Here is a 24,818-nt window from a genome sequence, read left to right as displayed (position 1 = left end):
AGGGGCCTCAGAAATCTAGATTGGCGTAATGCGCAGGTGGCGTGATGCCGCTGACCTTGTCAGACAGCAGCCCCCGGAAACAGGGCCGCGACTTCACCCGGGCATACCAGTCCTTTGCGGCAGGCGCCTTGGACCAGTTCACGTCCCCGATGAAATCAAGTGCCGAAAGCTGGGCGGCAGCCGCAAAATCCGCGAGCGACAGCGCAGGTCCCGCAAGCCAGGAGCGCGTCTCCGCCAGCCAGCCGATATAGTCGAGATGAAAGCGCATGTTCGCATAGCCGGCCCGCAGCGCATTGCCATCGGGGTGCCCGCGCCCGAACTGTCGCTTGTCAACTTTCTCGCCCAGAAGGTTGCGGGTAACTTCCTGCGCAAAGCGGGTCTCAAACCAGTCCACGAGCCGCCGCGTTTCGACGCGCTCGGCAAGCGTGCGCCCCAGCAGCGGCGTGTCAGGATAGGCCTCATCCAGATATTCGCAGATGACACGCCCGCCCGGCACGGCCAGACCATTTTCCTCAACCAGCACAGGCACCTCGCCTACGGGGTTGAGATGCAGGAACTCCTCGCGCTGCTCCCAGACCCGTTCAATGACGGGTTCGAACGGGAGTCGCTTCTCGCTGAGGGCGAGCCTCACAAGACGGCATTGCGGAGAAAGTGGAAGGTGATGCAGGATACGCATTGCCACTTTCTAAGTCAGCCGATACCCGCTCACAAGAGCCTCACCGACTGCCCGACACAGGTCCGACGATTTTCCCGATGCCCGATCCAGTTTCCACTGCCTCTTCCAACGCCCCCATGCGCATCCGTGCACGCGGCCGCTCCTTTCTGGCGCTCGTCCTCTCCCCCGAGGCGCCCCTCCCCCTCTGGCTGGACGGCCTCGATTACCAGGTCGCCCGCTCGGGCGGTCTCTTCACCGGAAAGCCCATCATCCTCGACCTCGGCCTCCTCAGCGAGACTACTCCGGGTCTGGTGACGCTGCTGGACGATATCCGCAGCCGGGGTGTCCGGATCATCGGCATCGAGGGCGGCAGCCGTCACTGGCCGGCGGTCGCGCACTGGGACTGGCCGGAAACGCTGGATGGCGGCCGTCCGGCCGGGGAAGTCGAGATCCCGGAAGATCCCTCCACCAATGCGGCCGGGCCGGTTTCAGGCGGCGGGACACTGATCATCGACCAGCACGTCCGGTCGGGTCAGAGCATCCAGCACATGCAGGGCGATGTGATCATTCTCGGATCGGTCTCGTCTGGTGCCGAGATCGTGGCCGCAGGCTCCATCCATGTCTACGGGACCCTTCGGGGCCGGGCGATCGCCGGGGTGGGCGGGCAGTCCCAGAGCCGCATTTTCGCAAGCCGGATGCTGGCCGAACTGCTGGCCCTGGATGGCTATTATGCCGTCACGGAAGACATCGATCCTGCCATCCTCGGTCAGGCCGCACAGGCGACCCTGGACGAAGACCGGGTTCGCGTTCTGCCCCTGCCAGTATGAACCGAACGGCAAATTGAGGCCCGCTGCCACGAAACCACCCCTATTCGCCGGTTGCCGCCGGGCATAAAACTTTCATAGAATGAGAAAATCCGGTTGCGGTCTTCCGTTACAGGCAACCGCGGACCGCAAAGACGTTATTTTGGAGTATTCATGGCCAAGGTTCTGGTTGTCACTTCCGGCAAGGGTGGCGTCGGCAAGACGACATCAACCGCCGCGCTCGGCGCCGCTCTCGCTCAGAGCGGGCAGAATGTGGTGGTGGTTGATTTCGATGTCGGGCTGCGGAACCTTGACCTGGTCATGGGTGCCGAACGCCGGGTCGTGTTCGATCTGATCAATGTCGTGCAGGGCGATGCCCGCCTGTCGCAGGCCCTGATCCGCGACAAGCGCTGCGAGACGCTCTCCATCCTTCCCGCTTCCCAGACCCGTGACAAGGATGCCCTGACGTCCGAAGGTGTGGCCCGCGTGATGGACGAGCTTCGTGAGAAGTTCGACTGGGTCATCTGCGACAGCCCCGCCGGGATCGAGCGCGGCGCGCAGCTTGCCATGTACCATGCCGACATGGCCGTGATCGTCACCAATCCCGAAGTCAGTTCGGTCCGTGATTCCGACCGGATCATCGGCCTGCTCGACAGCAAGACCAAGAAGGCCGAAGACGGCGAAAAGGTCGACAAGCACCTGCTCCTGACGCGCTATGATCCGGCCCGCGCGGCCCGCAAGGAAATGCTGAGCGTCGAGGATGTCCTCGAGATCCTCTCCATCCCGCTGCTCGGCATCGTTCCGGAAAGCGAGGATGTGCTGAAGTCGTCCAACGTCGGTGCGCCCGTCACGCTGGCTGCGCCCACAAGTCTTCCTGCCCGCGCCTATTTCGAAGCCGCCCGTCGCCTGAGCGGCGAGAAGCTCGAGGTCTCGGTTCCAGTCGAGAAACGCGGTTTCTTTGACTGGCTCTTCAAGAGGGACGCATGAGTTCATGAGTTTTCTCGCAAACATTTTCGCCCGGCGCCAGCAGTCCAGCAGCGTCGCCAAGGACCGTCTGCAGATCCTGCTCGCCCATGAGCGCGGCGCGGGCGAGGCCGGTGAGTCCGATCTGATCCGCCAGCTCCACAAGGAGATCATGGAAGTGATCGCCCGCCATGTCGCCGTTGATCAGGACAAGGTCCAGATCAAGGTTGACCGTGGCAGCGGCTGCTCCATGCTCGAAATCGACGTCGAGGTTCCCCAGGAACTCAGCGGCAAACGGAAATCGTAATCCGGAACACCCCTTCCGGACTGCAATCCTAACATCAAGACACCGACTGCGGCCTAAGTGCCGCATCTGCATAGAGACGGAACAATACGGATGAGCGGTTTTCTCGGAAACATCATGAACCAGGCAGTCGGCGCGATCGGCGGACAGCTTGGTGAAAAATTCGGCGGCAGCATCGGCGAGTTTCTCAAGGGGGATGGCCTGAACATGCTGCTCAGCCAGGCCCAGAGCGCTGGCCTGACCGACAAGATCCACTCCTGGATCGGAAATGGTGAGAACCTGCCCATCACCACCGATGAGCTGCGCAGCCTCCTGACGGATCAGCAGATCCAGATGATCGTCAGCAAAACGGGCCTTCCCGCCGGAACGATCCTGCCGGCACTGGCACAGCTTCTCCCCGCCGCCGTGGACAAGCACACGCCGGAAGGTCAGGCGCCGTCCACGACGGCCTGAAGCCACGCTTCGACCAACGAACAGCGAAAAGCCCCGGTGGATCATTCACCGGGGCTTTTTCGTATCCGGTTTCAGGCTTTCTGCCCCTGCGGCAGCGCGTCATAGGGCTGCGGCTGTTCGATCGGGAAGCGGATCAGAAGATAGGGCGTAACCCTGCGGTCGGTCCCCTCATTGAATGAGGGGAGACGGTTCCACTGCCCGAACGTGCAGTAAACATGATCCGTAGTGGCGAAAATCCCGTCCGGTGACAGGGCGCGCGGATCGCGGAGCATCATTCTGAAAGAGCCGTCCGGATCGCGCCGCAGGATGCAGTCATGCTCGTAATTGGTTGTGTAAAGCCGGTTCTGGTCATCCAGAGCCAGACCATCCGCTACCCCCTTCTCTCCCTCATCGCGGATCGCCGGGGCCAGAACCGCATCATCCGATGCCGGATCCGCCACAAGGTCCACCGGCAGACTGTAGAGACGGCGACTGGTCAGGGGCGCGAAATAGAGACGTTTTTCGTCCTTCGTCAGGGCGATACCGTCCACCCCGCCCGAAACCAGTTGCGGATGACCGGGAATGTAACGGCGCGGCTCGCCTTCCACGATGGCCATAAATCCGGGCTCGGGAAGAATGGCGGGATGCGTTGTCAGTACCCGGCGGGCCTGCTGGGTCGCGACATCCACGATCACAAGCCCGGGCTTTGTCCCGAAGGATGAATCCGTCACGAAAACCGTGCCCTGGGCACCATGCGACAGCGAGACACGCAGATCGTTCATGTGACTGTCGGGCAGCAGGACAGGCGCCTTGAGGATGATTTTGTGGGCCACCCGGTTTGTTGTGGGATCAATGCAGACGATCTTCGCGGCCCCCGGCTGAAGGGGATGTCCGGCCCGCTTGCCGTCATCGATCACCCAGAGCCTGCCCTGACGGTCCATCGTCATGCCGTGAACGGAGACGAGGCAGTCTGCCGGCGCCGTGCCGGGAAGACTCATCCCGGCGGACGGATAGGGCACGACCTTTCCATCAACCAGTTCCCCGAGCGTGGCACCCTTGTGATCCACGGCATGGCGCGGAAAACCCACAAAGATCCGGCCATTGGGCAAAACGACGATTCCCGAAGGGCCAGGACCGTCGAATTCAGCAACGATATCGAGCGCCCCGTAGGGAGCCGTGCCGTTATCCTCGTTTCCGGCAGCACGCGCCTGCGTCCCCGGCAGGGCGGCGGACACGGCAAGGGACGTGGGCACCACCGAAGCGGTGCGCAGAAAATGACGTCGCTTCATGCACATTCTTCTGGACTCCATTTGCAAGACATATCGTTTCCATAACGCCCGATCCGTGTAAGGAGCGCCACAGCCCCCGCAAAATGTGATCGGAATGTTTCCTGAAACGGAAAAATATGTTGACCTTCCACAAATACGAAACGATTTTGTGTTTCGTTTAAATTACTAAAATGTTGTGTGGTAAACGTGCTGTCTCAGCTTTCCCTTCGTCATGTGACCCTTCTGGGCACGTCCCTTCTCGGTTCCGCGCTGGTCCTTCTGACGGATGAAGGACGGGCTGCGACCACACAACCGGTTTCCGCCCGACACAAACCGGCTGCCGCAGCCCCGACTCCCCGAAAAGCAACACCCGCGCGCAGTGCCAGACCGGCCACCGACGTTTCCGGCGGCACCGAGGCGATCGTGGTGACCGGAACGCGGGAGTTCGGCAAAAAGGCGCGGGATTCCATCGCGCCGATTGATGTGGTGTCGAACCGCCAGCTCACCAGCACGGGACAGCCTGCACTGCGGGATTCCCTGGCGCTTCTGCTGCCGTCCCTGACTGTTCCCACATCGGGGTTCGATACGGGCGCACTGACCGATTATCTCAGTCTGCGGGGCCTCAACCCGAATGAGACGCTGGTGCTGGTGGATGGCAAGCGTCGACACACAACCGCGAACATCTATGCCGATCCCGGCCCGAGCCAAGGCGCCACGGCCGTGGATATCGATACGCTCCCGATGTCCATGGTCGATCATATCGAGGTTCTGCGTGATGGTGCCTCCGCCCAGTACGGCTCGGATGCGATTGCAGGCGTGATCAACATCATCCTCAAGAAGCAGAACCATGGTCTGACCATGCGCTCCAATACCGGCATCACCAGCGAGGGCGACGGGTTTCAGCAGAGCCTTTTCATTGATGGCGGCCTCAACCTGAACAATCGCGGCTACGTTCATATCGGCGGAGATTTCGTCCATCAGGATCACGCCTTCCGCTCCGGGGCTGACAGCCGGACGGGGACCTATGTCAACAACGTCCTCAGCCAGCCGGAACAGACCCGCGAAAGCCTGGCCATTACGGCGGGATATGACATCACCGACAACGTGCAGGCCTATGCTTCAGCGACCTACGCGCACAAGCACGGAGAGTCCTACCAGAACTATCGCCTGCCCTCGACGCTTGCGAACTATCCCGGTTACGCAGCCCTCTATCCTTACGGCTACTCTCCGGTTCTCGCGCTGGAAGAACAGGATTATGAACTGACCGCCGGGTTCAAGGGCGTCCTCGCGGGCTGGCACTGGGATCTGTCCACGGTCTACGGTCGCGATTACGACAATTTCAGCGTGTTCAATACCATTAACAGCGCCGTCTACACCGCGTCCGGACGAACTCCGACCAGCTTCGAGGCCCAGAGCTACAACGATTCCCAGTGGACCAGCAGCTTCGACGTCTCGCGCAACTTCAGATTCTCGTTCTGGCCCCACAGCATCAACGTGGCGGGCGGCGCGTCCTACCGTTACGAATCCTATTCGATGGGAACCGGATCGCCGGACAGCACTGCCGGGACCGGTGCGGATGCGGTGCCGGGAACCAGCGCCTACAATGCGGGAAACTGGTCGCGTGACGTGGCCGCCGGCTACGTCGACCTCTCGACCCATCTGATGAAGCACTGGCAGGTCGATCTCGCCGGACGTGTCGAACATTACACCGATGCCGGCGACGCCAAGACGGGCAAGGTCTCGACACGCTACGATTTCTCGCCCCGCTTTGCGATCCGTGGAACCTTCAGCAACGGATTCCATGCCCCCACCCTTGCGCAGGAGCATTATTCCGCCCTCGCCGTCTCTCCGACAGCCGCGCGCGGCCTGATTGCGGTCAACTCCCCCGGAGCACTCGCGAACGGCGCCTCGGCCCTCAAGCCCGAATCCTCGACCAGTGCGGAAGGCGGCATCATCGTCGAACCGGTCAGAAAGCTGCATGTCACGGTCGATGTCTATCAGATCGACCTGCGCGACCGCATCCAGCCCGGCGGAAACGTCTATGGTGAAGCCGCGTACAACGCGCTGGCCCAGAACAATTTCCCCCTGCCGGAAGAAGCAAAGGGCTGGACAGCCGGACAGCTCTCGACGCACTGGTTCGCCAATGTCGCCACGACGCGGACGCAGGGCCTCGATCTGACGGCCACCTATCTCAGCGAGTTCGGGGATTACGGCCATGTGGACTGGGATGTCTCGCTCAACCTCAACCGGACCCGCATGCGCCATCAAGCCAGCGGTACGGACGGCAATCCGTTGCTGAATGCGCAGTACATTGCCTATCTGACGACGGCCTACCCCCGCTCCAAGATCATTTTCGGCGGTCGCTGGCATTCGCCCAAGAACCGGTGGGCCGTGGCGGTTCACGAGATCCGCTATGGTCAGACAACATCCAATCTGACCTATTATGCCGGTTCGAATGCGTTCTCGACCACGAACTATCTCGAGTTCCAGAACGTTCCGAAATGGACGACAAACGCGTCCCTCACCTACAACATCACGCATCACTGGAGCGCGACGATTGGCGGGAACAATATCTTCGCCCAGTTCCCCTCCGCGGTTCCAAAGAACAACCGCTATCTGGGCGCCCCGAAATATTACATGAGCACGTCGCAGCTCGGCATCAATGGCGGGTACTACTACTTCGACATTTCCGCGCGCTTCTGAAACCGGAATGCAGAAGGCGGAGGGGGCCCCTCCGCCCGCGTCTTCAACCCGACACGAAGGGGTTCAGCCCGGAATACCGGTACCACCCGTTGCACCGAAGATCTGCCCGGTCAGATAGCTTCCGTCGGTGCTCGCAAGCTGCACGTAGAGTGGCGCGATCTCGGCGGGCTGCCCCGGACGCTTGAGGGGGACCGTAGAGCCGAACTTTTCAACCGCGGACATCGGCTGGCCACCGCTGACCTGCAAGGCCGTCCAGAACGGTCCCGGCGCGACCGCATTGACGCGGATACCCTTGGGAACGAGCTGTTTGGCCAGGCTCTTCGTCAGATCCGCAATCCCGGCCTTCGTGATGCTGTAATCCACCAGGATTTCGGAAGGATCATAGGCATTCGTCGAACTGGTATTCACGATCGAACTGCCGGGCGGCATGTGTGGGATGGCGGCCTTGATGATCCAGAACAGGGCATAGAGATTGGTCTTGAGTGTCCAGTCAAAATCCTCCGTCGTCAGATCGAGAATGCTCTCATGGTAATGCTGCCGCCCGGCGCAATTGATGAGACAGTCAAGGCCGCCCAGTTCCCGCGCGGCATTGGCCACCAGCTTCTGACAGAATTTTTCCGAACGGATATCGCCGGGAAGCGCCACGGCCTTGCGCCCCGCGCTGCGGATGAGATCAATAACTTCCTTCGCATCTTCTTCTTCGGCAGGAAGATAGGAAATGGCGACGTCTGCCCCTTCCCGGGCGATGGCGATCGCTGCAGCACGCCCCAGCCCGGAATCTCCCCCGGTCACGAGTGCCTTGCGTCCTGCCATTCGCCCGGAGCCGCGATAGGACGTTTCACCGTGATCGGGACGCGGGGTCATTCTGGAGGCCAGACCAGGCCAGGGCTGTGGCTGGGCCTGAAACGGGCCGTCCGTATAGCGCTTTGCAGGATCAGACAGCGGGGGCGCGCCATTCTCGGTCGCCATGGAGGGATCGGCAGCTTTGGCCCGACTGACGGCTGCCGCCGCAGCAAGCCCCAGAGCCGCACCTTTCAGAACTTTGCGACGGGAGTCATCGGAATTGCGTTCACTCATGAACCGGTCCTTTTCCGTTCTCCGCAAGCCGGTCCGTTCGGGCCAGCATGACGGATCATTGATTTCTGACGAAAAGGAAAACAGTCTCGCGGAACAGGAAGTTGCCATAAAAAGTCGGTTTCAGAACCGACTGGCGACGCGTTCAGACTTTCCTGACGGTGCAAAGAGACGCGATATGCCGTCTGCACAGCGCCATATCGGGCGATGCGCTCTGCTTGCAGGCCAGTTCAAAAGCCTGCGTTTCCCGCGCAGCCATTGCGAGCGCCGCGAGGGACCAGCGATCCAGCGCCTGCCCGAAGGCGGCCGTGCGCTTGAAGAACACCGGCGGCTTCAGGGCTTTCATGGCCTCTGCCCGCCCCTGCCCGTCCTGTACGGCCTGTGCGACTTTCTGAAGCCGGACCAGCACGCCCAGAACAGTCCGCGCAACCGCAACGGGATTGGCACCATCCGCAAGGGCACGTTCAAGAGCCTGATCAGCCATCATGCGGTTTCCACACAATGCCGAAAAAGCGGCATCCTCCAGGGAATTGCCGCCAGCATCCCCCACACACTCCTGAACGGCCTGCAGATCGAGCCGGCCATTCTCGCCTGCATACAGGACCAGCTTCTCGACTTCTCCCCGCACGCCACTGCGATCAGCCCCGAGAACCCCCTGGAGCCAGATCAGCGCGTCACGGTCGATTGTCACACCGGCCTGCCCGAGAGCCTCGGTCACGGTCTGGGACAGCGCCCGCCCTTCTTCAGGATAGCAGGCAATGGACGCAACCTGTTTGTTCGCTTCGGCCAGCGCACGCAGCTTGGAACGCGCCGTGATTCCCGGCGCTTCAATCACGATCAGCGCATCCGTTTCGGCCTCAAGCACCCGCTTGAACAGGGGCGCCAGACTGTCCTGCCCATCACGTACCCAGACAACGCGTCGCCCGCCGATCAGGGAGAGCGCCGTCGCTTCTTCTTCGAGCCGGTCCTGTGTTTCCCGATCCAGTTGCGCAACCTGAAACGGATCATCAAGCGTTCCGGCCACCCGTCTGACGGCCTGTGCCGCCCGCTCCCGGATAAGGCCGGTATCTTCCCCATGAAGCACAATGGCCCGCCAGGAGCCGGCATCGGCCAGTGTGCGCCCGATACTCCGTGCGTCAATCTTCACCTGGCGCGCTTTCCTTACTGAGGGGTCGCGCTGGTCGTGCCCCGGGACAGTCGGCCTGTTGCGGAAGCCGGGAAGCCGTCCACACCAGTACGATCAGTCGCTGCGTTTCCGTTATCGTCGGGCATGCGATCGGTGTTCAGATAGCGCGGCAGTTCGTCGGGAGCGGCCTTTTCGGGCATGTTGTGATTGCGGAACCAGATCGCGATCTGCTGGGTCACCGTCTGGGCCAGGGTATCCGAAACACGCGCCTGAAGCGTTTCATCATTCAGGGTCTGGGCAAAATACTGCTCGAAACTGGTGTTGAAACCATCCAGCGTCGTTGCATCACCCTGCGCCAGCATGCGGGGATTCTGCTCCACGGTTATGAGGACCCAGTGGGCGGAACCGGTGCTTCGCGTGCGACCGGAGGTGTTGTCCTGATGGATATCCACCGCTTCCTCATTCATGCTGGAATAGACTTTCAGCATGTATTTGTGAGGATCCTCCGGCCCGGCGCCCGCCAGGTTCTTCTGAAGCGCCAGCCGCAGGAGCTGACCATACCGGCCCGGAATGTTGTCCACATAGATCTGGGCCAACTCTTCCGACATGTCGGTTTTTGGCGTCAGCTTTCCGTAGAGGGGGCTGAAACCACACCCCCCCAGGAAAAGGCAGGCCGTGAGAAGAAAGGCGCCGCGCCGGTCAGACATCAGCCTGCCACCACGAAATTGACGATCCGGTTCGGGACATGAATTTCCTTCACCAGCCGTTTTCCTTCCAGCAGACGGGCCACGTTCGGCTCACTTTTGGCTGCGGCCAATACATCTTCCTTCGGAGCATCGGGCGGAACTTCGATGGTTCCGCGCAGCTTGCCGAGGATCTGCACGCCGATCGTCACACTCTGAACCGCAAGCCACTGTTCTTCCGCTTCCGGCCAGGAACGCTCCACGACCAGAGCGCTTCCCGGTTCCAGAACCGCCATCATGTCTTCCGCCAGATGCGGCATCATCGGCGCCGTCAGCAGACACAGGACACGCGCTGCGTCACGACGGGCCGCGGCAATCCCTGCCCCTTCGATACGCTCGGCCTCAGCCAGCGCCGATGTCAGTTCGTGCAGACGGGCCACGGCAACATTCGGCGTGAAGGCTTCAAGCGCTTCACCAACGGCCACAATGGTCCGGTGCGTCACACGACGCAGGTCATCCCCTGCGGAACCATGCGCGCTATCGGCTGAGTCCCGATCGGCCACTGCTGCCACAAGGCGATGCAGGCGCTGACCAAAGCGCGCAGCCGCTGCGACACCTGACGCCGTCCACTCCATGTCCCTCTCGGGCGGACTGTCGGACAGCACGAACCAGCGGGCCGTATCGGCGCCATAGCGTTCAATGATGTCCACGGGAGACACCGTGTTGCGCTTGGACTTGGACATTTTCTCGGACCGGCCCACCTGAACCGGAGTTCCGGAATCGCGCCGCACGACCTGATCGCCTTGACGATCGACCTCCTCGGGATACAGCCAGCCACTGTCGTCCCGGTAGCTTTCATGCGTCACCATACCCTGCGTAAACAGACCGGCAAACGGCTCATCAACATCCAGATGCCCGGTTTCGTGCATCGCACGGGTAAAGAAACGCGCATAAAGCAGATGCAGGATCGCATGCTCGATCCCGCCGATATACTGATCGACCGGAAGCCAGCCATTGGCCGCGGCCGGGACAGTCGGCGTCTCGGCATGCGGGCTGGTAAAGCGCGCGAAATACCAGGAACTGTCAACAAAGGTGTCGAACGTATCCGTTTCGCGAACGGCAGCCTTGCCACAGCAGGGACAGGCAACATGCTTCCATGTGGGATGATGATCCAGCGGATTGCCGGGCCGATCAAACGTCACGTCCTCGGGCAGAATGACCGGAAGCTGGTCATCCGGCACGGGAACCGGACCACAGGTCTCGCAGTGGATGATGGGGATCGGGCAGCCCCAGTACCGCTGGCGGGAAATCCCCCAGTCACGCAGGCGCCAGTTTACGACGCCCTTGCCGGCGCCCAGACCTTCAAGGCGCTCGATAACCTTCGTGCGAGCCTTTGCGGGATCCAGTCCGTCCAGAAAGCCGGAATTGAAGAGGGTAGCGTCTCCAGAGACGGCCTTCTTGCCCAGCGTAAAGGTTTCGGCATCCTGACCGGCGGGCAGCAGGACCTGCGGAACCGGCAGGTCATATTTGCGTGCGAAATCAAGATCGCGCTGGTCGCCACACGGGCAGCCGAAAACGGCGCCGGTACCGTAATCCATCAGGACAAAATTGGCGATCCAGACAGGCGCCGTTTTTTCCGGATCCAGCGGATTGGCAACACGCAGGCCCGTGTCGAACCCGCGCTTCTCAGCAGCTTCAATGGCTTCCTCGGATGTTCCGAGGCGACGACATTCTTCGATAAAGGCCGCAGCCTGTGGATTGGTCTCAGCAACCTTGCGCGCCAGAGGATGTTCCGCGGAAATCCCGATGAAGCTCAGACCGAAAAGCGTGTCCGGGCGCGTGGTAAAGACTTCAACACTGTCCAGATCTTCATCGTAGCCTGCTGGCGGCTGATGCAGGGCAAAACGGACCCTTGCCCCTTCCGAACGCCCGATCCAGCGCTCCTGCATCGTCCGCACGCGCTCAGGCCAGCGATCCAGCGTCTTGAGATCATCGAGCAGGGGTTGGGCAAACTTCGTGATTTTCAGAAACCACTGGGAGAGCTTCTTTTTCTCGATCAGCGCCCCGGAGCGCCAGCCACGGCCATCCACAACCTGCTCGTTCGCAAGAACCGTTTCATCGACGGGATCCCAGTTGACGAGGGAATCACGCCGCTCGACCAGTCCGGCCGCCAGCATGTCCGTGAACAGCTTCTGCTGCTTGCCGTAATACTCTGGCAGGCAGGTCGCAATTTCACGATCCCAGTCCAGAGAGAACCCGAGGCGCTGGAGCGTTCCGCGCATCGTGGCGATGTTGTCCATCGTCCACTTGCCCGGATGCACATTCCGTTCACGCGCGGCATTTTCCGCCGGGAGACCGAAAGCGTCCCACCCCATGGGATGCATGACGGTGAAACCACGGGCCCGCTTGTACCGTGCGACCACATCCCCGAGCGTGTAGTTCCGGACATGTCCGACATGAAGCTGTCCCGACGGATACGGGAACATCTCCAGCACATAATATTTCGGACGGTCGGCGGGAGGAACATCGGGAACTGCAAAGATGTTCCGCTGCTTCCACTCTTCCTGCCAGAACGGTTCGCGGTTCTGGAAATCGAATGCGGGGGCTGTGGTATCGCTCATGTCTGACTCAGTTGTCCCGCTCGCCATTTTCGGCACGCAACTGACGCGCGCGTGTCAGGATGCGGGTGGTGATATCGGAAGTGGTGGTTGCCGAGACCGGGGTGTCTTCCCACTGCCCGTCCTGAAGAATCTGACGGAAGACAGAAACCCGGAGAGCATCGGAACGAAGCCGGCGATCCAGCACATAGGCTGCAATCTTGAAGCGCTCGTTCTGGCTGGCGGAGGGCTGATACCAGTCAGTCAGAATGACGCCGCCGACGGCATCAGCCGACGCCAGAGGCATGAAGGACAGCGTATCGATCGCACCACGCCACAGATAGGCGTTCACGCCACCACGCAGCTCGTCAGCACCACCTTCGGCCCCGCGATCCACGCCCAGAAGATGATTCCGGGGCGCTGTCAGGGTGCTCGGATCGCGTCCGCCACCACAGGCGGCAAGAGCACCGAGAGCCAGAAATCCAAGAGCAAGACGGGTCGTGGGTCGGTGAAAGGGTAGGAGAACGGTCAACTGGATGCGAGACATCGTGTGTGGTCCTGCGGGCCGCGCCAGGGCCGGTCACAAGCAAGGATGCAGACTGGCGAGGCCTGCAGCCGGCAACTTCTGTTTGAGTGTTCATATCGCGCCGGCGTCACAAGGCCAAGCACCTGCGGGAGATGTTCTTATTCTCCAGCTTATTCCCGGGCCAGACCCGCCTTGCCCAGTGCTTCCGCCATTCTCTTCTGCTGAGGTTTCTCCACCAGAGGAAAGCGGCTGATGATTTTTGAAATTGTCAGGTCCGGCACCAGACGAAGAAGGTGGCGACAGACCTGACAGGCCTCTTCCGAAAAATCATCCACTTCAATCAGGGCGATGAGATAATAAACCAGAGATGCCGGACAGGACGGATACAGTCCGGCCATCAGCCTGCCCATCGAGATTACTTCCTGATAGGCCTCCCCCAGCAGCAGGACCATCATGAAAGCCGGCCGCAGCAGTTCCAGCAACTGGGAACGGCAGTCATTTTGCAGAAGAACTTTCACAATGCCAGCCGCAGATTTCATCTCTCCCCGCAACAGATCCAGAACAATGCCTGCCATCAGATAGTCAGGGGAGCCCTCATAATTCTGGTCCTTTCGCGAGATAGCATCCACTGCGGTCTGAGCGACCGAGAAAGCCGTACTGCGGCTGGCGGAATCATGCATCAGATATGCGGCAAGAAGGATTTCAACCGCATGCAGGTCCGGCATAAGCAAAATGGCAGCACGAACGCTGCGAAGGCCGCGAGCAAACACGGCCTCCGTATCCGCGCTCCATTCATTCAGAAAACGGACATAGCAATACAGCCCATCAATGAGCGCAATCGCCCCGTCCTCCTTTTCCAGATCGACAGCACGTTCCAGCAAAGATCCAATCCTGCCGAAAAGCGAACAGTCATGTCGCAGGAGCAGCGTAAAAGCCCTCAGCGCCATCCCGAGCGCTGAAAGCTCTGAATCCGGACGGCCTGCAATGCGCCGGGCTTCCGTGACAAAGATGCTCCATTGCATGGCCTGCACCGGGGCCAGAATGCTGTTTTTCGCCGCATCGAGGCCGGAAGACGGGAAGTCGTAATGCGTTCCCCAGATGATGACACCCCCGCGTCGTGCATCCAGCACACGCAGGATCAAGCGGTTGTCAGCGCCATCCTGTCCCGTCCGCAGGTTTCCGGAAATGACGTAATCCGTGCCCCACGCCCGGTAGACCGCGGGCGCATTGGCCGGATCGGGCAAGGATGCCTCTGGAATAGCAAGAATGTCGAAGGTGCCCATGTTGACAAACATGAGTTCCAGTTGATCCCGCAGACGCTGCCCCTGATCCGAAAGCGTTCCGTCCGTACATGACGGGACCAGGAAAACCAGTGAGATTTTTCGCGGCTCCGCAGAAGACGGGTGTTGAGCAGCATAGTGCACCGGCAGGGCCAGCATTGGATCCGGACGCTGCAGGGGAGCGACAAAGGACGTTTCAGAACTCCCGGTCGACAAAACCGCCTGCGGGAAATCTTTTACCAGTTCCCTGCTGGCAGTATCCGTGGGAATGCTTGCGATCAGCGCCTGGGTCGCCGGCGTCAGGACATATCCTTCGACGTCCCCGAAAACCTGCATCATCTGATCGGCGAGTGCCGCCGCCCGTCCCGGATCTCCGCGATGGAACGCCGTCTGTATTCTGGCGCGCCAGGCAATCTCGTTCAGACCGTCAGTCTTCAGCAGGCGCTCGGCCATCTCCTCGACCTGATCTGGATCCGTCAGTTCCCGAACGGCATTTTCATAAACCTGCTGAAGATGCGCTGAGAGCCGTTCCCTTTGCTGGACCAGCCATTCATCCAGGGCCGGATCCACCCCCGCCAGTTCGCCGAGTAATGGCTCGTCAGGGAGAGTCACGCTGTCGATCGTCCGAACGCTGGCTGTCAGCAACCTCTCGGCATCCACAGAGGTCAGCACGGGCTTCAGGGCAAGTGAGTGGCGCTGGACATCGATGACATCCACACCCAGCGGACTCAGCGCATCCAGTAAGCGATGGATTTCCTGCCTGAGCGATGCACGAGCCATATCTTCAGGGCGCTGGCTCCACAGCAGTTCCGCCAGACGGGACCGCAGGACAGGCTTTCGGTCAGCGAGGGCCAGAATAGCCAGAAGAGCCCGCGTTTTACCGCCAACCGGCAGAACGCTCTCACCCGTAAGGGTTTTCGCTTCCATCTGTCCGATCAGTCTCAGACGCAGAAGAGTAGGGTCGGTCTCGCGGATGTAACGGGATGCGTTATCCGTTATCTTTGCCCCTTCCACGATCAGCGCCCCTTACCGGGAGGGACAGAAACTCCCAGCAGCTTCAGTGTATCGTCGCAAGCAAAGCAGATCATGGCGATTCTCAACCCAGTCAAACCTGCAACACCCCTGACAAGGGGTATTGTGTAGGATGCCAGACGCGAATGCGATCTATCCTACTCAGGATTTGGTACTACCAAAAAAAACGGATCACCTTTTTGATGGAAAAGAGGTGCCGTGCAAGGCCGTAGCAGAAGCCCTGCCTAAAAGAGTAACCAGAAAAAGTTTAGATAGCATAAACGCACTGTATCATCCTCATTCCTCCCGATATGCCTGTTCCACCGGCATTTTTTTCATTCCTCATCTCCCGAGGATCGGGATGAACAGGAGAATCCCGAACATTTTCCATTCCCGAATGCGGAAGGCCCCTGGTTGCAGAAACAATGTAACCGCGATATCCTAAACTTGTTTGTCCGCGTAGCTCAGCAGGATAGAGCACAGGATTCCTAAGGTTTTGAATTGGGCGCCATGATGGGAAACCGCATGGTGGATTCGCTCAAATTCGGGGAACGCTCTGATCATCTCGATCGTGCCAATCCCGAGCCAAGCTTTCCGGTGCGCTGGAAAGAAGGTGTAGAGACTGTACGGGTGACACCTTGGCTTCGTTTCGACAGCCATGGTGAAGAGACAGTCCAGACCACGAACATGCCCTCGGGCATGGCGGTGAAAACCGAAGTGGTAAGAATCCTGGGGCCGGAGGTTCGAATCCTCTCGCGGACACCATGACTCCCTGCAGGGCTTTCTGCGAGGAGGCAAAAAATTCTCTCTATTTCCGATCCTGCAAGCCAAATATAACGGCACACCCGCTATATGGCGTTCGTCTTTCGTGCGTAAGGTTTCAGGTCCATGCCCCCATCCTCTCACCCTCACTCATTCCGGCTGTCTCCGGCAGACTACAGCGCTCTGGTGGGACAGGCCGCTGCCGAGCCTGAGCTTTACTGGGAGCGCGAGAGCAGACGGCTGGCCTGGACCGCCGAGCCCAGCCAGGCCCATTGTGAGAAACAGGGCTGGTTTCCGGATGGCATGCTCAATGCGAGCGTCAACTGCCTCGACCGGCATCTTAAAGCGCGCGGCGATCAGAAAGCTCTGATCTGGCAGGCGGAAGACGCCGACAGGGTCGTGACCTTCACTTACCGGACGCTGCATGACCATGTGTGCCGTCTGGCCAATGTCCTGCGGGAACAGGGTGTCCAGACCGGCGACCGGGTTGCCATTCACCTTCCGTCCGTCCCCGAAGGCCTGATCGCGATGCTCGCCTGCGCACGGATCGGGGCGATCCATGTGGTTCTCTTTGGTGGCTTCTCCGCGGAAGCCATTGCCGACAGATTGGCTGACAGCGGCGCGGTTCTGGTCATTACGGCCAATGTCGGTCGCCGTGGGGCCAAACGGATTCCGTTCAAGACAACACTTGATGCCGCCCTGGATCTGCGCCCGGAGGCTCTTTCCGTCAGGCATGTTCTGGTGGTGAGCGTCACGGAAGACGACGTGAGCATGACGGCAGAACGGGACATGTGGCTTTCCCCTCTGCTGGCAAACGCCGCCCCCGAATGCACGCCACAGAACATGCCTTCGTCAGCCCCGCTTTTCCTGCTGTACACCTCGGGGAGCACCGGCAAGCCCAAGGGGATCGTCCACAGCACGGGAGGATATCTGGTCTGGGCGTCCTACACGCACGAACTGGTTTTCGATCATCAGGAGGGTGACATCTTCTGGTGCACGGCGGATATCGGCTGGATCACGGGTCATACCTATGGCGTCTATGGCCCCCTTCTGAATGGAGGCACGGCTCTGCTGTTTGAAGGCATGCCCTCCTATCCGGGACCGGGCCGCTGGTGGACTGTGATCCAGGACCACAAGGTTACGACATTCTATACCTCCCCGACGGCCATCCGTGCCCTCATGCGCGAAGGCAATGACGTCGTGCAGCGTCATGACCTCTCTTCCCTGCGGGTTCTGGGGACTGTGGGTGAACCCATCAGCCAGGAAGCATGGTCCTGGTTCAATGACCATGTCGGTGGCGGTCACTGCGCTTTCGTCGACACCTGGTGGCAGACAGAAAGCGGTGGGATCCTGATCTCTCCTGTTCCGGGCGCCGTCACGGAAAAGCCGGCCTCTGCCACCCTCCCCCTTCCCGGTGTGCATCCTGTTCTTCTTGACGAACGCGGCGTTTCGAAAGAAGGCGCCACTGAGGGCGTGCTCTGCCTGAGAGGATCCTGGCCGGGGCGGGCTCTCTCCATCTGGAAGGATGCGGCTCTTTTCGAGCGCACCTATCTTCAGCCTTATCCCGGTTACTATTTCACAGGTGACGGCGCCCGACGCGACGAAGACGGTTATTACTGGATTACCGGACGCGTTGACGATGTGATCAATGTCTCCGGACACCGGATCGGGTCAGCCGAAATAGAAGATGCCCTGGCGGCTGAACCTGCCATCGCGGAAAGCGCGGCGATTGGCATCCCCCACGATCTCAAGGGTCAGGGGATCGTCGTCTATGTCGTCCCGCGCGATGAGGCTCCCGACGACCTGCACCTCAGGGCCGCGAAGGCCATCACCTCCAGAGTGGGCCGCTATGCCGCGCCAGAGCACATCCATGTCGTGCCGGATCTTCCCAAGACCCGCTCGGGAAAGAGTGTCCGGCGTCTGCTTCGCAAGATTGCCTGCGGCGAGACCGAAGGATTTGGCGATCTGTCCACCCTCGCCGAACCTGAGATCGTAGCGACGCTGATCAGCATCATCCAGGCGCCGAAGGGCTGACCTGTCAGGACAGAAGAGATTCAGACATCGGTCGTCCCACCCGATGTCTGAACCGGAATGAGCGCGTCGCTCAGAAACCCGAACACGACATGCATGAAATAAACGGAAAACGCTGCGACCAGCAGAACCGCAAAGAGCCGTCCGAAAATCCTGAACGACGCCACGATCAACGCTCCCAGAAGCAGGAATAGCAGTACTGTCTGCGTGTTCCCCTGTATCCCCAGACTGGCCAGGACGGTGCGGGCCATGACTTCGATGATCGCCACACCAGCCACAACCACGCCCAGCAACCCCAGGATCAGACCCCACAACGTATCGAGTATGGATTGCATCACGTGTCTGGCACCGATAGAAAGAGGACAAGAGTACTCCACAAAGCCATTCTCCGCGTCTTCGGTCAACTGTCATCTGCCATGGGGATAGACGAATGTTGGAGCGACCGTTACGAAAGGTGATCCTTTCCTGACCGGATTTTCTTTCATGGATCATCTATGACGAATTCGCCTGCCCTGCTGCTGACGATCGTTCAGTCCATTCTCCCGATTCTCGTAACGCTGGGATTTGGATATTTCGCGGCATACCGAAAGGACTTCGACGCGCAGCAGGCTGGTGTTCTGACACGTCTGGTCATGCTGTACGCGCTTCCCCTGGAACTGCTGGCATCCATCCTCAGTACGCCCCGGAATCAGGTTCTGGCAGCAGGACCGGTCGCGGCTCTGATCCTGCTGGCGATGGTGGGCGGGTATGGCGTTATCTTCGCCATCCTGCGCGTGCTCCTCAAACGCCGCCTCGGCGAAGCAGCCCTGATTGCGATGACCATTACGGGACCATCCGTTCCTTTCATCGGTATTCCGGTACTGGGGCAGATTTTCGGGCCAGCCAGTTCGGTGCCGATTTCAATCGCGTCCCTGGCCATGAATCTGGTTCAGCTTCCCATCACCCTGATCCTGATGGGACATGATCGCGGCACGCGCCATCGCGTCGAGACCGAAGGGGAGTCCAAAAATGAACTCCGTGAGCTTTTCGGACATCTGATGCACTCCTGCCGCGAACCAGTCGTCTGGGTGCCGATGATGGCCCTCTTGCTGGTGAGTGCCGGTGCTTTTCTCCCTCAGTTTCTCAAGGGCTCCCTTCTGCTCCTGGGGCGTACGACAGGCGGTGCGGCGCTGTTCGCATCGGGCGTGGTGCTCTTCACGCGTCAGGTAAAATTCAGCCCTCTGGTGGGCGTAATCGTCACGGTCCGGAACGTCATCATCCCGGGGATCGTCTATACCCTTGCCCGAATATGGCATCTTCCCCTGCCCGCGTTGCAGGAGAGTGTTCTGACAATGGCCATTCCCAGCGCGTCCATCAACGTCATTCTTGCCATGCGGTATCACGTCCTGGAACGTGAAATTGCATCCGTTCTGTTCTTCGGAACGTTAAGTTCAATCTTCACCATGGCGTTTTTCATTTGGCTGACAGGTGCATGACCAGTTTTCTCTTTGTATGTACGGGCAATATCTGCCGCTCGCCTCTCGCAGAACTGGCCATGCGCCGTGAAGCCGACCTGCGCGGACTCAACCTTGATATCGACTCTGCGGCGACGGGACACTGGAATCTGGGAGAAGCTCCGGATCCACGCACTTGCGTCGTCGCATCCAGGCAGGGTCTGGATGCTTCACCCCTTCGCGCGCGCCTTGTAAGCGAAGAGGATTTCTACCGGTTTGACCACATCATCGCGATGGATCGCTCCCATCTCGCCATTCTCAGACAGATGCGCCCCCATCAGTCAGAAGCGCGTCTTTCGCTGATGCTGGACCATATTCCCGCCCGTGCCGGACAGGAGGTCATCGACCCGTATTATGGGCCAGATGAAGGCTTCGTCACGACATGGCAGGATGTCGAGGCCGCTTGCGCTGCCCTTGCCAGAACCACTCTTGGTCCCCGCCCCTGAGGCCTGCGGCTTCGGCAGAACAAAAATGGAGAGCCCAATGTCATCAAGACCTGACATTCTCACGATCGATCCCCCTCCCCCGCTCATGAAGGAACGGTTGGAGAAGTCTTTTACGCTTCATCCCTACACCTCTCCTGAAAACCTGAAAGCGATTGCTCCTGCCATTCGCGGGATCACGACGGGTGGGGCCTCTGGTGTGCCTTCCGAAATCATGGATGCTCTGCCCAATCTGGAAGTCATTTCCGTCAACGGGGTGGGCACGGACCGAATCAATCTGGACGAAGCGAGACGCCGCAACATCCGGGTCGCCACAACCCAGAACACCCTGACCGACGACGTCGCCGATATGGCCGTTGCCCTGATGATGGCAACAATGCGGGGCATCGTGACGAATGATCAATTCGTTCGGGCCGGTAAATGGCCTTCAGAAACACTTCCTCTGGGACGAAGCCTGACACGAAAAAAGGTCGGTATCGCGGGATTTGGCCATATCGGACAGGCAATTGCCAAGCGAGTCTCTGCCTTTGGCATGGAAGTGGCCTATTTCAACTCTCATGCACGGCCCGAAAGCGACTTCCGCTTCGAGCCTGACCTGAAAACGCTGGCCACTTGGTGCGACGTCCTGATCCTGGCCGTCTCGGGCGGTCCGCGTTCCGCCAACATGATCGACAGCAAAATCCTTGAGGCTCTGGGCAAGGACGGATTCCTGATCAACATCGCCCGCGGCACAGTCGTAGACGAAGCGGCCCTGCTGAACGCCTTGCAGGAAAAACGGATCGCGGGGGCCGGTCTGGATGTGTTCCAGAACGAACCAAACATTGACCCGGCCTTTTTCACCCTGACGAACACCGTTCTACAGGCTCATCAGGCATCGGCCACAATCGAGACCAGAACAGCCATGGCAAATCTGGTCGTGGACAATCTGATTGCCTATTTCACTGACAGAAGTCTGCTGACACCTGTCATCTAAAGCCTATGCGACGAACTGTTCGGCGATGATCCGCTCTGAAAGGCCATGATCGGGATCGAACAGGATCGTGGCTTTCCGGGAACGATCTTCCCGCACAATCACTTCGGCAACATCGCGAATCTCAGTGAAATCAGCCACGGCCGCTGTTGCTCTCTTCTCCGTATCCAGCAGTGTCAGCTTCACCACAGCAGTTGACGGCAAAAGGGCTCCGCGCCAACGCCGGGGACGAAAAGCAGAAATCGGTGTAAGAGGAAGAATATTGGCGCTCAAAGGCACAATCGGCCCATGAGCAGACAGATTGTACGCTGTGGACCCCGCTGGCGTGGAAACAATGATCCCATCACAGATCAGTTCCTCAAGTCGGGTCCGGCCATCTATTTCAATTTTGATACGCGATGTCTGACGCGTTTGCCGGAAAAGAAACACATCATTGAACGCTAACGCACTTCTGACTTTTCCCGTCGTCGTCGTCGCCGTCATATGCAGTGGATGAAGAACCGAAGGCTGGGATTTCTTCAGACGATGTAAGAGATTATTCTCTTCAGCAGCATTCATCAAAAAGCCAACTGTTCCGTAATTCATCCCGTAAATAGCAATACTACTGTCCAAAACTTTGTGCAGGGCTTCAAGCATGAAACCATCCCCGCCCAGACAGACAACAACGTCTGCATTATGAAGCCGCACATTGCCGTACTTCTGTGAAAGCCGCTCCAGTGCGGCCTGAGCTGCAGCAGTTGAAGATGCAACAAAGTGAATTTTCATAATACAATCACATCAATCCAAAGTCAGTGGAAACCATTTTCTTCACTGAATGAAGCTGTAGCATCTGGAAGGATCGAAGAACCATTGATTGATGTTGGATGGCTGATTTTAGCTCACGTTGATAAAAGGTCTATCGGACTGGGGTAATATCTGACTCAGGGGCTGCTTCAATCCAGGCAGCAGGGGGAGAGCGGATATGGACCTGCCGGATCAGGAATAGACGATGCGTGACAGCATATAGTCTACAGTTCGTGGGCCGCCCCCTCGCAGCTCACCAGAGCAAAAAAGGGGATTCTTCGAAGAGCTTTGGTCGATCCCGCGGAAATTTACGGGCAAGATCCACACCTGATGTAACAATCCCGGGATGCTCCTTTCCTCACCAGAGGCCAGACCTTAGACTATAGAGCCATAGACGCCTCTGATAAAATTGCTATTCCCGAACGCCAGAGCCACACTGACCGATTGAGGCCATAATGGTCACTGTTTCCACTAGGATCTGCTGATCCACGGAATCTTACCGGTCATTCCACCACGCAAAGACCGAAGCGCTCCAAAGAAGTAAGCAGACTGCAAGCGCTCCGGGACCGAAACGCATCGAGCCGATGTTGAGTTGCCTCAACAAATATAGCGTATCACCTGCCCGCTACGACAAAATCCTCTACCTTTCACGACTTCATGCAATCCCGCCGCCAACGGACTGTGGATCAGATCTTTTGTCAACGCGACCTATCCCACCGCCAAAATCCAGTACAATCTCTTTATATTGAACCAATAGTCCGAATTTTAGACCGAGGGAAAATTTCTTCTTGCGCCAGAACAGCAACCGAAGGCTGTATACGCTCCACTATTCGTCTAAGGGGAAGACGAATATTTCGAGAAACCAGTATCACTGGCACTTCTCCACTCTTCAGCGCACTATCCAGACAGAATCTTAAACGAGATACGAATTCATTCATTTTAGAAGGAGGAAAATTGATCTGTTTTTCCTCTCCAAAGCTAGACATACTGTCAAAAATGGAAATTTCCCACTCAGGAGTCAGTGATAAAATTGGAATATATCCCTGAGCATTAGTAAATGAAAAACTAATTTGACGAGCCAACCTAATTCGAACATGTGCGACCAATGCTGAGACCGTTTTGAGACCTTGGCTGCACCCTTCCTGCAAAGCTTCCAAAATGCTGATTAAATCACGAATTGATACACGCTCATCCAAAAGAGACTGAAGTGTTCTCTGGATCATTCCTACTGATATCTGAGATGGAATCAAATCAACAACAAGTTTCTGTTGATCACGAGGCAGTTCATCCAGCAATTTTTGCGTTTCAGAATAAGACAGAAGATCTGCCATATTATCTTTAACCAATTCAGTCAGATGTGTAATAATTACACTCGCAGGATCCACAACTGTATACCCCTGAACAATAGCATTTTCGCGTAAGCTTTGATCAATCCATAATGCAGGCAAACCAAAGGCCGGTTCCTTGGTTTTTTCGCCTTCAATTTGAGGCTGCCCACCTTGAGGATCCATTGCCAACAATTTATTAAGCCTAACTTCACCGCGCCCAACTTCTATTTCTTTAATACAGACTGAATAACAATCCGATGGCAGAAGCAGGTTATCTTGAATACGGACAGGAGGCAGCACAAAGCCCATATCACTTGCAATTGTTCTACGCAGGATTTTAATTTTTTCCGTTAGACGAGCGCCTTCGCCGCTTGCTATTGCCAACAAATTAAATCCTAGCTCCAGTCTCAATAAGTCGACCTTAAGGCTTTCTGAAATTGGCACATCTGTTGGAACAGTACTTTCAGGAACTTGAACAGTATCTCCATCATTATCCTTGTCAATAACCGGCGAATGATGTCTCATCCATGCGGCGGACGCCGACAAGATTGCCAGGAATAGAAAGGGAAATGTTGGCAAACCTGGCATTAATGCCAAAACTGTTGCACATCCTGCCGCCAAGGCAAGTGGCTTAGGATTACCTCCCAACTGCCGCACCAGCGCAACGTCTGCTCCCCCTTCAGTTCCTCCTTTTGTTACAACAATACCTGATGCGGTAGAAACCAAGAGAGCTGGTATTTGTGAAACAAGACCATCGCCTATCGTTAAAGTTGTAAAAGCGGTGGCGGCATCTGTTATTGACATTCCATGACGAATAACGCCTATCGTCAAACCTCCAATAATATTAATGGCCGTGATTATCAGACTAGCGATTGCATCCCCACGCACAAACTTAGCGGCACCATCCATAGCACCATAAAAACCGCTTTCTTCTTCTAATTCTTTACGTTTTTTACGTGCAACAAAGTCAGTGATAGCCCCCGACGATAATTCAGCATCAATAGCCATCTGTTTGCCAGGCATGGAATCGAGAGAAAACCTCGCAGCAACCTCGGCGATACGTCCTGATCCTTTTGTAATAACCATGAAGTTAACGACCAAGAGTATCGAAAACAAAATCGCCCCGATAACAACATCGCCCCCCATCAAAAAACCACCGAAAGCTGCCACAACGTGGCCTGCAGCATACGCCCCTTCGTATCCATGACTAAGAATCAAACGAGTAGTTGCCACCTCAAGGGAGAGTCGCAAGAGTGTTGTTAACAACAACAATGTAGGGAATGAAGTAAAGTCAAGAGGCCTATTCAGAAATAATGCAACCATTAGAACTAAAATGGAAGATGTTACTGATAATGACAGACCTATATCCAACACAAAAGTTGGAAGTGGCAAAACGAGTATAGAAAGCAACGCCGACACAGAGAGCGCAAGGCCTATATCAGAGCCAGGAATCCACCGTTTTAATAAAATTAAACTTGGAGAAATATTTAATGACGAAAATATCTTTCCAATCCCAGATGAAAAATTTTTGCTAATATTATTCATTTTTCTTCCAGTGGAATTAGAAATTTCTCATAAATGAG

The 24,818-nt window shown here is 57.9% G+C and carries 21 protein-coding genes; 10 read left to right on the top strand and 11 right to left on the bottom strand.

Annotated features, from left to right (window positions below; genetic code table 11):
* Positions 1 to 7: 7 nt before the first annotated feature.
* Positions 8 to 676, bottom strand: coding sequence for a glutathione S-transferase family protein (locus ABF859_RS02890; RefSeq protein ID WP_415525980.1), 669 nt, complete (start codon positions 674 to 676; stop codon positions 8 to 10).
* Between the two features lie 77 nt (positions 677 to 753).
* Between ABF859_RS02890 and minC the strand changes: the two genes are divergently transcribed.
* The 4 genes from minC to ABF859_RS02870 all read left to right on the top strand — a co-directional run bounded on the left by minC (position 754) and on the right by ABF859_RS02870 (position 3,178).
* On the top strand, positions 754 to 1,482 hold the full coding sequence (gene minC, locus ABF859_RS02885; protein WP_415525978.1) for a septum site-determining protein MinC: 729 nt from the start codon (positions 754 to 756) through the stop codon (positions 1,480 to 1,482).
* A gap of 150 nt (positions 1,483 to 1,632) precedes the next feature.
* A complete protein-coding gene (minD, locus tag ABF859_RS02880; protein ID WP_415525976.1) occupies positions 1,633 to 2,445 on the top strand; it encodes a septum site-determining protein MinD in 813 nt (270 codons plus the stop codon).
* 4 nt (positions 2,446 to 2,449) lie between these two features.
* A complete protein-coding gene (minE, locus tag ABF859_RS02875; protein ID WP_415525974.1) occupies positions 2,450 to 2,728 on the top strand; it encodes a cell division topological specificity factor MinE in 279 nt (92 codons plus the stop codon).
* 90 nt (positions 2,729 to 2,818) lie between these two features.
* A complete protein-coding gene (locus tag ABF859_RS02870; protein WP_415525972.1) occupies positions 2,819 to 3,178 on the top strand; it encodes a YidB family protein in 360 nt (119 codons plus the stop codon).
* A gap of 71 nt (positions 3,179 to 3,249) precedes the next feature.
* On the opposite strand, the gene ABF859_RS02865 is transcribed toward ABF859_RS02870, so the two are convergent.
* Entirely contained in the window at positions 3,250 to 4,446 is a 1,197-nt protein-coding gene (locus tag ABF859_RS02865) for an SMP-30/gluconolactonase/LRE family protein (protein ID WP_415525970.1), read from the bottom strand.
* A gap of 177 nt (positions 4,447 to 4,623) precedes the next feature.
* Between ABF859_RS02865 and ABF859_RS02860 the strand changes: the two genes are divergently transcribed.
* Positions 4,624 to 7,128: a TonB-dependent receptor plug domain-containing protein gene (locus tag ABF859_RS02860; RefSeq protein WP_415525968.1), complete on the top strand. Its 2,505-nt coding sequence runs from the start codon at positions 4,624 to 4,626 to the stop codon at positions 7,126 to 7,128.
* Positions 7,129 to 7,191: 63 nt separating this feature from the next.
* Here ABF859_RS02860 and ABF859_RS02855 read toward each other — a convergent pair whose 3' ends face one another.
* The 6 genes from ABF859_RS02855 to ABF859_RS02830 form a co-directional block, all read right to left on the bottom strand.
* Positions 7,192 to 8,205, bottom strand: a complete 1,014-nt coding sequence (locus ABF859_RS02855; protein ID WP_415525966.1) for an SDR family oxidoreductase — start codon at positions 8,203 to 8,205, stop codon at positions 7,192 to 7,194.
* 142 nt (positions 8,206 to 8,347) lie between these two features.
* Positions 8,348 to 9,349, bottom strand: coding sequence for a DNA polymerase III subunit delta (gene holA, locus ABF859_RS02850; protein WP_415525964.1), 1,002 nt, complete (start codon positions 9,347 to 9,349; stop codon positions 8,348 to 8,350).
* 14 nt (positions 9,350 to 9,363) lie between these two features.
* Positions 9,364 to 10,035 (bottom strand): hypothetical protein, encoded by a 672-nt coding sequence (locus ABF859_RS02845; RefSeq protein ID WP_415525962.1) that lies wholly within the window; start codon positions 10,033 to 10,035, stop codon positions 9,364 to 9,366.
* A complete protein-coding gene (leuS, locus tag ABF859_RS02840; protein ID WP_415525960.1) occupies positions 10,035 to 12,632 on the bottom strand; it encodes a leucine--tRNA ligase in 2,598 nt (865 codons plus the stop codon). Before leuS ends, ABF859_RS02845 begins: the two co-directional genes overlap by 1 nt.
* Before the next feature lie 7 nt (positions 12,633 to 12,639).
* Positions 12,640 to 13,155, bottom strand: coding sequence for a DUF3576 domain-containing protein (locus ABF859_RS02835; protein WP_415525958.1), 516 nt, complete (start codon positions 13,153 to 13,155; stop codon positions 12,640 to 12,642).
* A gap of 149 nt (positions 13,156 to 13,304) precedes the next feature.
* A complete protein-coding gene (locus tag ABF859_RS02830) occupies positions 13,305 to 15,428 on the bottom strand; it encodes an AfsR/SARP family transcriptional regulator (protein ID WP_415525956.1) in 2,124 nt (707 codons plus the stop codon).
* Positions 15,429 to 15,950: 522 nt separating this feature from the next.
* Between ABF859_RS02830 and ABF859_RS02825 the strand changes: the two genes are divergently transcribed.
* Both ABF859_RS02825 and acs read left to right on the top strand, forming a co-directional pair.
* Complete coding sequence (locus ABF859_RS02825; protein ID WP_415525954.1) at positions 15,951 to 16,193, top strand: hypothetical protein; 243 nt, start codon at positions 15,951 to 15,953, stop codon at positions 16,191 to 16,193.
* A 120-nt stretch (positions 16,194 to 16,313) separates the two neighbouring features.
* Positions 16,314 to 18,221: an acetate--CoA ligase gene (gene acs / locus ABF859_RS02820; protein WP_415525952.1), complete on the top strand. Its 1,908-nt coding sequence runs from the start codon at positions 16,314 to 16,316 to the stop codon at positions 18,219 to 18,221.
* A 20-nt stretch (positions 18,222 to 18,241) separates the two neighbouring features.
* Here acs and ABF859_RS02815 read toward each other — a convergent pair whose 3' ends face one another.
* Positions 18,242 to 18,553, bottom strand: a complete 312-nt coding sequence (locus ABF859_RS02815) for a hypothetical protein (RefSeq protein WP_415526181.1) — start codon at positions 18,551 to 18,553, stop codon at positions 18,242 to 18,244.
* 159 nt (positions 18,554 to 18,712) lie between these two features.
* On the opposite strand from ABF859_RS02815, the gene ABF859_RS02810 reads away from it, so the two are divergent.
* Genes ABF859_RS02810 through ABF859_RS02800 form a run of 3 tightly spaced genes read left to right on the top strand, consistent with a single transcriptional unit; the run spans position 18,713 to position 21,127 of the window.
* Positions 18,713 to 19,693, top strand: a complete 981-nt coding sequence (locus ABF859_RS02810) for an AEC family transporter (RefSeq protein ID WP_415525950.1) — start codon at positions 18,713 to 18,715, stop codon at positions 19,691 to 19,693.
* Complete coding sequence (locus tag ABF859_RS02805; protein WP_415525948.1) at positions 19,690 to 20,157, top strand: low molecular weight protein-tyrosine-phosphatase; 468 nt, start codon at positions 19,690 to 19,692, stop codon at positions 20,155 to 20,157. The genes ABF859_RS02810 and ABF859_RS02805 overlap by 4 nt, the downstream gene beginning before the upstream one ends.
* Before the next feature lie 37 nt (positions 20,158 to 20,194).
* The gene (locus ABF859_RS02800) at positions 20,195 to 21,127 is read left to right on the top strand and encodes a 2-hydroxyacid dehydrogenase (protein WP_415525946.1); all 933 of its coding nucleotides are present in this window, start codon (positions 20,195 to 20,197) and stop codon (positions 21,125 to 21,127) included.
* A 3-nt stretch (positions 21,128 to 21,130) separates the two neighbouring features.
* Here ABF859_RS02800 and ABF859_RS02795 read toward each other — a convergent pair whose 3' ends face one another.
* Entirely contained in the window at positions 21,131 to 21,889 is a 759-nt protein-coding gene (locus ABF859_RS02795) for an NAD kinase (RefSeq protein WP_415525944.1), read from the bottom strand.
* 758 nt (positions 21,890 to 22,647) lie between these two features.
* Positions 22,648 to 24,780, bottom strand: coding sequence for a flagellar biosynthesis protein FlhA (gene flhA, locus ABF859_RS02790; RefSeq protein ID WP_415525942.1), 2,133 nt, complete (start codon positions 24,778 to 24,780; stop codon positions 22,648 to 22,650).
* Positions 24,781 to 24,818: the final 38 nt, after the last annotated feature.

Source organism: Gluconobacter sp. (assembly GCF_047722525.1).
Taxonomy (GTDB): Bacteria; Pseudomonadota; Alphaproteobacteria; order Acetobacterales; family Acetobacteraceae; genus Gluconobacter.
The sequence above is the reverse complement of the archived record's forward strand: the minus strand, read 5'-3'. Positions and strand labels throughout refer to the sequence as shown.

Bases quoted from the DNA above. Each gene is read 5' to 3' on its own strand.
- ABF859_RS02890 (WP_415525980.1), bottom strand. From the start codon at position 676: ATGCGTATCCTGCATCACCTTCCACTTTCTCCGCAATGCCGTCTTGTG.
- minC (WP_415525978.1), top strand. From the start codon at position 754: ATGCCCGATCCAGTTTCCACTGCCTCTTCCAACGCCCCCATGCGCATC.
- minD (WP_415525976.1), top strand. From the start codon at position 1,633: ATGGCCAAGGTTCTGGTTGTCACTTCCGGCAAGGGTGGCGTCGGCAAG.
- minE (WP_415525974.1), top strand. From the start codon at position 2,450: ATGAGTTTTCTCGCAAACATTTTCGCCCGGCGCCAGCAGTCCAGCAGC.
- ABF859_RS02870 (WP_415525972.1), top strand. From the start codon at position 2,819: ATGAGCGGTTTTCTCGGAAACATCATGAACCAGGCAGTCGGCGCGATC.
- ABF859_RS02865 (WP_415525970.1), bottom strand. From the start codon at position 4,446: ATGAAGCGACGTCATTTTCTGCGCACCGCTTCGGTGGTGCCCACGTCC.
- ABF859_RS02855 (WP_415525966.1), bottom strand. From the start codon at position 8,205: ATGAGTGAACGCAATTCCGATGACTCCCGTCGCAAAGTTCTGAAAGGT.
- ABF859_RS02845 (WP_415525962.1), bottom strand. From the start codon at position 10,035: ATGTCTGACCGGCGCGGCGCCTTTCTTCTCACGGCCTGCCTTTTCCTG.
- leuS (WP_415525960.1), bottom strand. From the start codon at position 12,632: ATGAGCGATACCACAGCCCCCGCATTCGATTTCCAGAACCGCGAACCG.
- ABF859_RS02835 (WP_415525958.1), bottom strand. From the start codon at position 13,155: ATGTCTCGCATCCAGTTGACCGTTCTCCTACCCTTTCACCGACCCACG.
- ABF859_RS02825 (WP_415525954.1), top strand. From the start codon at position 15,951: ATGGTGGATTCGCTCAAATTCGGGGAACGCTCTGATCATCTCGATCGT.
- acs (WP_415525952.1), top strand. From the start codon at position 16,314: ATGCCCCCATCCTCTCACCCTCACTCATTCCGGCTGTCTCCGGCAGAC.
- ABF859_RS02815 (WP_415526181.1), bottom strand. From the start codon at position 18,553: ATGCAATCCATACTCGATACGTTGTGGGGTCTGATCCTGGGGTTGCTG.
- ABF859_RS02810 (WP_415525950.1), top strand. From the start codon at position 18,713: ATGACGAATTCGCCTGCCCTGCTGCTGACGATCGTTCAGTCCATTCTC.
- ABF859_RS02805 (WP_415525948.1), top strand. From the start codon at position 19,690: ATGACCAGTTTTCTCTTTGTATGTACGGGCAATATCTGCCGCTCGCCT.
- ABF859_RS02800 (WP_415525946.1), top strand. From the start codon at position 20,195: ATGTCATCAAGACCTGACATTCTCACGATCGATCCCCCTCCCCCGCTC.
- ABF859_RS02795 (WP_415525944.1), bottom strand. From the start codon at position 21,889: ATGAAAATTCACTTTGTTGCATCTTCAACTGCTGCAGCTCAGGCCGCA.
- flhA (WP_415525942.1), bottom strand. From the start codon at position 24,780: ATGAATAATATTAGCAAAAATTTTTCATCTGGGATTGGAAAGATATTT.